At 43.3% G+C, this 8,494-nt stretch carries 7 protein-coding genes; 2 read left to right on the top strand and 5 right to left on the bottom strand.

The window, feature by feature from the left end; all coding sequences use genetic code 11:
- The 5 genes from CXF78_RS07820 to lexA form a co-directional block, all read right to left on the bottom strand.
- A partial coding sequence (locus tag CXF78_RS07820) for a cytochrome c oxidase assembly protein (RefSeq protein ID WP_180957086.1) occupies positions 1-226 on the bottom strand: 226 nt, incomplete at its 3' end.
- Position 227: 1 nt separating this feature from the next.
- Positions 228-1,823, bottom strand: coding sequence for a cytochrome c oxidase subunit I (gene ctaD / locus CXF78_RS07815; RefSeq protein ID WP_011635747.1), 1,596 nt, complete (start codon positions 1,821-1,823; stop codon positions 228-230).
- Between the two features lie 9 nt (positions 1,824-1,832).
- Complete coding sequence (gene coxB, locus CXF78_RS07810) at positions 1,833-3,419, bottom strand: cytochrome c oxidase subunit II (protein WP_102036453.1); 1,587 nt, start codon at positions 3,417-3,419, stop codon at positions 1,833-1,835.
- 395 nt (positions 3,420-3,814) lie between these two features.
- Entirely contained in the window at positions 3,815-4,321 is a 507-nt protein-coding gene (locus CXF78_RS07805) for a cell division inhibitor SulA (protein ID WP_102036452.1), read from the bottom strand.
- Complete coding sequence (gene lexA, locus CXF78_RS07800) at positions 4,318-4,932, bottom strand: transcriptional repressor LexA (protein ID WP_059745867.1); 615 nt, start codon at positions 4,930-4,932, stop codon at positions 4,318-4,320. Before lexA ends, CXF78_RS07805 begins: the two co-directional genes overlap by 4 nt.
- Positions 4,933-5,196: 264 nt before the next feature.
- Here lexA and plsB point away from each other — a divergent pair, with 264 nt between their 5' ends.
- Together plsB and CXF78_RS07790 are read left to right on the top strand one after the other, a co-directional pair.
- Entirely contained in the window at positions 5,197-7,620 is a 2,424-nt protein-coding gene (plsB, locus tag CXF78_RS07795; protein ID WP_102036454.1) for a glycerol-3-phosphate 1-O-acyltransferase PlsB, read from the top strand.
- The coding region (locus tag CXF78_RS07790; RefSeq protein ID WP_102036451.1) for an aromatic amino acid transport family protein at positions 7,620-8,494 on the top strand (875 nt) is incomplete at its 3' end. The genes plsB and CXF78_RS07790, both read left to right, overlap by 1 nt.

Genomic DNA, 8,494 nt, shown 5'->3' with positions numbered 1-8,494 from the left:
TACCTGACTGAACTTGAGTCACAAATTCAATGGTTACGGTCCGATTTTTATCAACCACCACCGCTTCATAACTACTGGCGCTATTTTGGGTTTTTCCATTAATCCCCAATGTATCGCAGAGCACGTCATAAAGCGGTACCAGCGCAAAACCAAACCCAAACATACCAATTGACCCGGCAATCAGGATGATTAATAGCTTACGATTTGATTTTGTTGGCTGTGTCATCTCATTTAATCTCCGGTGGAGTGGTAAACGAGTGATATGGCGCTGGGCTGGCAATCGACCATTCCAAGCCTTCGGCTGCTTCCCAAGGATTATCTCCAGCGGGTTTGCCACCCTTGATACATTTGAGTACCACAACAAGGAAAATTAGCTGAGATAAACCAAATGCAAAGCCACCAATCGACACAATTTGATTCACATCGGCAAACTGTACAGCGTAGTCGGGGATCCTACGTGGCATACCCGCTAAACCTAGAAAGTGCATTGGGAAAAACAACACGTTGACGGATATTACCGAACACCAAAAGTGCCACTTGCCTAAGGTCTCGTTATACATATGGCCGGTCCATTTAGGCAGCCAATAATAAGCCGCCGCCATAATGGAGAATATCGCCCCAGTAACCAGTACATAATGGAAGTGAGCTACGACAAAGTAAGTGTCGTGGTATTGGAAGTCCGCAGGGGTAATTGCCAGCATCAAACCCGAAAAGCCACCAATGGTGAACAGGATAATGAATGCCACAGCAAACAGCATTGGGGTTTCAAATGTCATAGAACCACGCCACATTGTTGCGACCCAATTAAACACTTTCACCCCGGTTGGAATGGCAATCAACATGGTGCAATACATGAAAAACAATTCGGCAAAAACAGGCATACCAGTGGTAAACATGTGATGTGCCCATACCAAAAATGACAGAATGGCAATACTGGCAGTGGCGTAAACCATTGAGGAATAACCAAACAGCTTTTTACGGCTAAAGGTTGGTACTATCGCGGAGATAATACCGAAGGACGGTAAAATCATGATGTAAACTTCGGGATGACCAAAGAACCAGAAAATATGCTGGAACATCACCGGATCGCCACCACCTGCTGCATCAAAAAAGCTAGTACCAAAAAACTTATCGGTTAATACCATGGTGACCGCACCTGCGAGCACTGGCATTACCGCAATCAGTAAAAATGCGGTAATAAGCCAGGTCCACACAAATAAAGGTAACTTCATCCATGTCATGCCAGGAGCTCGCAAGTTTACAATGGTTACAATGACGTTAATTGCGCCCATTATCGAACTTATTCCCATTATGTGAATGGAGAAAACAAATAGGGCGGTACTGTCAGGGCTATAGGTGGTTGAGAGCGGGGCGTAGAATGTCCAACCAAAGTTAGGACCGCCGCCTTCCATAAATAGCGAACCTAATAACATGGCAAAGGCGAAGGGTAAAATCCAAAAGCTCCAGTTGTTCATTCGCGGTAGTGCCATATCTGGCGCACCAATCATCATTGGAATTAACCAGTTAGCTAATCCGGTAAAAGCGGGCATCACCGCCCCAAATACCATGATGAGACCATGAACTGTGGTCATCTGATTAAAAAAGTTAGGCTCTACTAGCTGTAATCCAGGCTGAAACAATTCAGCTCGAATGACCATTGCCATGGCGCCGCCAGTAAGAAACATAATGAAACTAAACCATAAATATAGCGATCCAATATCTTTATGGTTAGTGGTGAGTAGCCAGCGCATTAGCCCCTTCGGAGCCCCGTGATGATGATCATCATGAGCGGTAGCCAGTGTATCGTGCGTTGTTGTGCTCATTGTTTTCCCCTACTGTCCATGGCTAGCGACATCGGCAGGTTGCACCGCCTCGCCAGAATTATTGCCCCACGCATTGCGCTCATACGTAATCACCGCCGCCATCTTGCGAGGGCTAAGTTGACCACTAAATGCCTGCATTGCGGTTCCTGGTTTACCGTGCATAACGATATCGATATGTCCGCTAACAGGTCCGGTAACAACAGGGCTGCCAATAAGTGAAGGGAAAGCGCCAGGTAAACCTGCGCCAGTGGCTTGGTGACACGCAGCACATGTCGTAGCATAAACCTGCTCACCTTCAGCAATTAATTGCTCCAAGGTTAAAGTGGGCAGATCCTCTGGTACAACAGCTTCTGCTACGGCTTCGACAGCTTGATTGGCTTTTGCGGTAACCGCATCGGTAATGTCAGTTGTCGTTGCTGCAATAGTATTTGCTGCATCGGTTACTGCTTTACTTGGTTCGGTGCTTGCCTCGTTACTGCCTAAAAAGTTGCCTATATCAGCAGCTTGAACTACATCACCGCTATTATTGCCCCAGGCATTACGCTCAAAGGTAATTACTGCGGCAATTTCTTGGGCGCTAAGTTGTTTTGCAAAGGCTTGCATTGCGGTTCCTGGTTTACCGTTTAAGACGATATTCAGGTGATCTTCAACAGGCCCTTTTATGATAGGGCTGCCAATTAATGATGGGAATACACCAGGAAGACCCGCGCCATTGGGTTGATGACAAGCGGCGCACCTAGCAATATAGATTTGCTCACCTTGTGAGGTTAGCTCCTCAAGAGACAAGGTTTTAGACATTGATGCCGCAGCGGCTGCAGCAGCATTGCTTGCTAGTTGTTTTTGCTCCACTAACCAATTATCAAAATCGGCCTCCGATAATGCTTGCACCACAATCGGCATGAAACCATGGTCTTTACCGCATAATTCGGCACATTGGCCGCGGTAAATACCGGGTTTATCAATGCGGGTCCACGATTCGTTAATAAAGCCTGGATTGGCATCTTTTTTAACGGCAAACGCCGGCACCCACCATGAATGAATAACATCATCAGATGTCATCAAGAAGCGCACTTTTTGATTAATTGGCAGTACTAATGGCTTATCGACTTCGAGGAGGTAATGTTCTCCTTTGGCCTCACTGCCATCAATTTGAGCTCTGGGGGTGGATAATGTGCTGTAAAATTCGATGTCTTTATCAAAATAGCTGTAATGCCACTTCCACTGCGACCCAGTAATTTTTATGGTGAGATCAGCATCACTGGGATCTTCCATAGCAATCAAGGTTTTGGTGGCTGGAATAGCCATGCCGATTAAGATGATGAAAGGGATGACGGTCCAAGCAATTTCCACTTTGGTACTTTCGTGAAAATTGGCCGCGACAGCGCCTTTTGATTTGCGGTGATAAATCATTGAGTAAATCATGATCCCAAACACCACTAACCCAATTACACAACAGATATAAAGAATTGTCATATGGAGGTCGTAAACCTTGCCACTGATATCTGTCACGCCTTGAGTCATGTTGAGGGGCATTTCTGTTGCCCCAAGCGGAAGTGCTACAAACACAACCAGTAAACAATACAACCATTGCTTCACAAGACTACTCCTCTGCTAATTGCAAATAGCAACTACAAAGAAGAGTCACACAGTAATTCTCTGCTCTATGCAAACTCTTCGGTTCCCGAAAAAAGTTTGATGACCTCAAAGTACTTTGGTGGCTGTAAACAGACGGTCTACGGTTTTATTGTTAGCTGTGCACCACGCTTGTACCTACGACTGAACTTATCAATTTTGATTTGGATCATTTGTCTGAAAGTAATCTTGATTACTGTCATTCACGTCCAATTAAAGATAAAAAATGTTTCATCCTTGTTAACCACATTACTTGTAGATTAAACATTGATCAAGATCACTTTGTTGGCTAATAGGCTGAAAAAAGATGAAAAAAAACCCTGAATTCAATACAGGGCTTGGTAATGAAGGGTTCGTGCTTAGTGAAATGAGCAAAAATTACTTGTTCCATTTGTTAAAGTAGGGCTAACAAGTTGATGTTTGTGAGGTAAGTGAGCATTCACATCTTCAATTACCACCCCTAATGCACGTGCACTTTTAGCAACAATTTCTAAACGGCGACTATCACGAGCATCAAGTGAGCTTGTCCAAGTCACTACTGCGCTCGATGTACCGCTAGTGAGCGCTTTCTCCATGGCCCATAATGTTTCGACTTCATCTTTGGTGTGCACCAGTAAAATGCGATCCATTCTTACACCAGCACTTGCCAGCATATGTTTATAGCCAATATGGGGCGGGCTAATTAATACAATCCATCTGCCTTGCTGGCTCAATATCGCTAACTGGCTGCACAATTGGCTCAGTTCAGCTTCACCTTGAGTGACAGTTTTTAATGTTTGAATGGTTTGGGTGCCATGCAGTTCTGTTTCAGTTAAATCTACCCATAAGCCCGGGTGGCGTGGCGCGATGCCCATTAGTTTGTTCATAACCAATCTCCATTACGGATAACGCCAACGGCAAGCCCTTCGATAGTTAGGCTTTGGCAACTTAAATCTACTTTTATCGGATTGTAATCTTCATTTTCGGCATGCAGATAAATCACATTACCTTTTTGTTCAAATCGTTTTACGGTGACGTCATCATCAACACGTGCCACAACAACCTGGCCATTACGTGCTTGCTGCATTTTGTGTACAGCGAGTAAGTCGCCTTCTAAAATTCCGATGTTTTTCATGCTGTCACCACGCACTCGCAGCAAAAAATCTGCGGCGGGCTTAAACATGTTTGGATCGACTTGATAGTATTGCTCTACATGCTCTTGAGCCAAAATTGGTTCACCAGCAGCAACCTGCCCAATCAGTGGCAGACCGGTTTCAACCTGTTCTTCATGAGGTAAACGAATGCCTCTTGAGGTACCAGGCATGATCTCGATAAAGCCTTTTTTGGCTAATGCTTTTAAATGCTCTTCGGCGGCATTAGCACTTTTAAAGCCAAGACGATTCGCAATTTCAGCACGAGTGGGTGGCATACCTGTTTCGGCGATATTGTTTTTAATTAAGTCTAAAATTTCTGCTTGGCGCGGCGTTAACGGTCTCATGATGATTCCTGTCTTTTTATACAGTGACTGTCATTATATACAGTGTTTATGTTCGCGCAAGTATTAACCAACTATTTTTTGTATTTTGTTGATTAAGTATCACTCAACAATATGTTTTAGTTAACTATTACTAATGTTCTGTCTTATGTTATTTCTGATAGTGAGAGCTTAAGCGTAAAGATAGATCGGTCTGATAGTGTAAGCAGGGTGGTTTCTGGTATCCTATACATCAATATTACAGTGGCTTATGTTGCGAAAATAACCATGTCAAAACCAGATTCAATATTTTTACGAGCATTAAGATGGATTCAAAAGTGGATGGTACAGACCATTGTGGTCCCTCACGATCCTTTTGATGACCTCAATATAGATCCAACTAAACCTTTGGTTTATTTAATGAAAACGGAATCTATTAGCGATATTGCTGCGTTGAGCGAAATCACCGAGGGCTTTGGTCTGCCCAGTCCTTATGAGCCATTACAGCTTGATGGCTTAACCGTGCCTCGTGTGGTCTGTTTAGAGGGCCGCAAACCACTATTTGGTAAACGTGAAAGTGGTGACAAATTCCTTAATTATTTTACCAGCTTATTGTCTCTTCACAGTGAGAGTCCTGAATTAGATATACAGTTGGTTCCTGTTTGCCTTTATTGGGGACGTACACCCGGTAAAGAAGAAGACAGCATGAAAGCTGCAGTATTTGAACGTGAAAACCCTACGTGGTTACGTAAATGGTTAATGATTTTATTTTTAGGACGCCATAATTTCGTCCAGTTTTCTAATGCACTATCGCTTCGTCATATGGCCGATGAACATGGTACTGATAAAAGAATTGCTCACAAATTAACCCGAGTCGCCCGAGTGCATTTCCGCCGTCAACGCAAAGTGATGACAGGGCCACAATTACCTAATCGACAAGCGTTGTTTGCCTCTTTATTAAAATCAGAATCTATCAAAAAAGCCATTGAAGAAGAGTCTGCGAATAAGAAAGTAACGGTCGAGAAAGCGCGTGAAACCGCCATTGAATACCTTGATGAAATTGCCGCCGACTATTCTGACAGTTTGGTGCGTATTGCCGAACGTTTCCTGACTTGGTTATGGAACAAATTATACAGTGGTATCAATATCAAAGGTGCCGAACAAGTAAGACAGTTACATCATGATGGCCATGAAATTGTTTACGTTCCATGCCATCGTAGTCATATGGATTACTTGCTACTGTCGTATATTTTGTATTATCAGGGCATGGTTCCGCCGCACATTGCTGCCGGTATTAACCTTAATTTTTGGCCAGCAGGGCCGATGTTCCGCCGTGGTGGTGCATTCTTTATCCGTCGTAGTTTTAATGGTAATAAACTTTATACCGCAGTATTTCGTGAATATTTAGATCAGTTATTTGCTAAGGGTTATGCGGTCGAGTATTTCACTGAAGGCGGCCGTTCGCGTACCGGACGTTTGTTAGCGCCTAAAACCGGTATGTTGGCTATGACAATTAATAGTGTGCTACGTGGGATAGAGCGCCCAGTGACCTTAGTACCCGTGTATTTAGGTTATGACCATGTGATGGAAGTGGCGACGTATCACAAAGAATTAAGCGGTAAGAAAAAGAAAAAAGAATCAGTTTGGCAGGTATTTGGTGCTATTCGTAAGTTAGGCAATTTTGGCCAAGGTTATGTGAATTTTGGTGAGCCGATTAATTTACAACAGTTCTTAAATCAGCAGGCGCCAGAGTGGCGTGATGAGCTAGCTAAAGATCCTGATCAAAAACCTTCTTGGTTTACGCCATCAGTTAATTTATTAGCTAACCGTGTAATGACTAATATCAATGGCGCTGCCGCAGCCAGCTCAGTAACATTGACCAGTTTAGTGTTACTAGCGTCAGAGCAAAATGCGTTAGAAAGAAGCCAGTTAGAGCGTCAGCTTGATTTGTATTTAGCCTTACTTAAAACAGTGCCTTATACCGAATACGCCTCAGTGGCAGAAGGTAATGGCAAGTCAATTGTTGATCATTGTTTGTCGTTAAATAAGTTTGTCAGTACCAAAGATCTTATTGGCGAAATCATTTCTGTTGATGAAAAAATTGCCATCACCATGAGTTATTACCGTAACAATATTATTCACTTAATGGCGCTTCCGTCATTAATTGCCAGTTGTTTAGTGCATTATGATGTGTGCGACCGTCAGCGAATTCATGCCATTGTAATGGACTTTTATCCATTGCTTAAAGCTGAACTCTTTATGGGCATTGATGATGTGCCTAAACATGTAGATTGCATTTTAGATTTCATGCTTGAACAAGGTTTACTGACAGGTAGCGATCAATTTGAGATAACGCCTCGTCATATTACCCAAGTGTTATTGTTAGCCGAAACTATCAGTGAAACGTTGCAACGTTATGCGATTATTTTTAATTTACTGGCAATAAAACCTGATCTTGAGCGCTCAGAACTGGAACGCGATAGCCATTTGTTAGCCCAACGATTAGGCGCGCTGCACGGTATTACTGCACCAGAATTTTATGACAAAAAATTATATAACACCCTGAGTGTGAAATTGAAAGAATTGGGCTATTTATGCAGCGACGAACATCGTGCTGAAGTGATCAGAATTCGTGATAACGCTAATAAATTACTCAGCTCTTTAGTAAGACAAACCATTGTTGATAGTGTGGAAGCGGAGCACGGACAATAATGGCTAATCATATGAATGCTGCCAAGCATCGAACCAGCGGTAAATCTGTATTGGGTGGGGCGATGATTATTGCCGGAACCACTGTGGGTGCAGGCATGTTTTCGTTACCCGTTGTTGGTGCTGGAATGTGGTTTGGCTATTCTATCGCGATGTTACTCGGCGTTTGGTTTTGCATGCTAATGTCGGGTTTATTGTTATTAGAAGCCAATTTGCATTTTGAACCAGGTGACAGTTTTGACACCTTAACTCGGGTGACTCTGGGGCAGTTCTGGCGGGTGATTAACGGCGTTTCGATTGCGTTTGTGTTATATATTTTAACCTATGCTTACATCAGCGGTGGTGGTTCGATTGTGAATCACAGTCTGTCTGCATTGGGCGTAAGCCTACCGCAGAGCGTAGCCGGATTAGTGTTTGCGGTAGTGTTGGCTCTGGTGGTATTTATTAGTACTAAAGCGGTCGACCGTATCACCACAATCATGCTTGGCGGCATGGTGATTACTTTCTTTTTGGCTATTGGTAACTTATTAATCGATATCGATACCATAAAGCTAGTGTCGCCTGATGGTGAATCGCGTTACCTGCCTTATTTACTTGCCGCGATTCCATTTGGCTTAGCCAGTTTTGGTTATCACGGCAATGTGCCAAGTTTAGTCAAATATTACGGTAAAGATGCCAAAACCATCGTTAAAGCGATTATTACTGGAACCACTATCGCATTGGTAATTTATATATGTTGGTTAGTGGCAACGATGGGTAATATTCAACGAAGCCAGTTTGCCGATATTATTGCTCAAGGTGGCAATATAGGTGTGTTAGTGGGTGCGTTGTCTGGGGTTATTGCCAGCCAATGGCTTGATAACATGCTAACTCTATT

The organism is Shewanella sp. 11B5 (assembly GCF_002836795.1).
GTDB lineage: Bacteria > Pseudomonadota > Gammaproteobacteria > Enterobacterales > Shewanellaceae > Shewanella > Shewanella frigidimarina.
This window is presented reverse-complemented; position numbering and strand designations above follow the sequence as displayed.